General features: G+C 40.6%; 1 pseudogene. It reads left to right on the top strand.

The features are described 5' to 3' along the window. Nucleotides 1-608: pseudogene (locus tag CG67_RS18265) on the top strand (attachment protein); the annotation flags it as partial.

Below are 608 nucleotides of genomic sequence, written 5' to 3'. Positions count from 1 at the left end.
TGGCGGTGATACTGGTGGTTCTGATACTGGTGGCTCTTCTGGCGGTTCTGATACGGGTGGCTCCTCTGGAGGTTCTTCCGGTGGCACGTCCGGTAAGTCACTAACTGAGGATCAAGTAGCTTCTGCTGTTGCTAAGGGCGTTAAAACGGCAACCCCTGATTTGTCAGAGGGCATCAAGGATAAACTTACCGAAGATGATACTTCTACAGATGACAAGCGATCAGCTGATGAGCAGACTCAAAATAATATTACTTATCTTGGTGATAATTTAAATAATCTAGTTCGCGGTGCTGGTAAATTTGCTGACCCTGAGCAAAATACTGGTCATTATGGTGATGGTGATTCAGAGTTTGATTTGGCAACTGCTCAAGCTAAAACTCAATTAAATATTGATAAAGATTATCATGGCGGTGCTTGGGAATCATTTTTAAATGAAGGCGCTCTAAGGCCGTCTATTCCTACTGGTCATGGCTGTAGTAATTTTGTTATGTTTTCTGGTTCTGTTTATCAAATTGAGATAGGTTGCGATAAATTAGGCGATATAAAATCAATGCTTTCTTGGGTTATGTATTGTCTTACATTTTGGTATGTATTCACTTCTATTACAT

Origin of the sequence: Tatumella sp. UCD-D_suzukii (assembly GCF_000611875.2) — a bacterium.
GTDB classification, from domain to species: Bacteria; Pseudomonadota; Gammaproteobacteria; order Enterobacterales; family Enterobacteriaceae; genus Tatumella; species Tatumella ptyseos.
The sequence above is the reverse complement of the archived record's forward strand: the minus strand, read 5'-3'. Positions and strand labels throughout refer to the sequence as shown.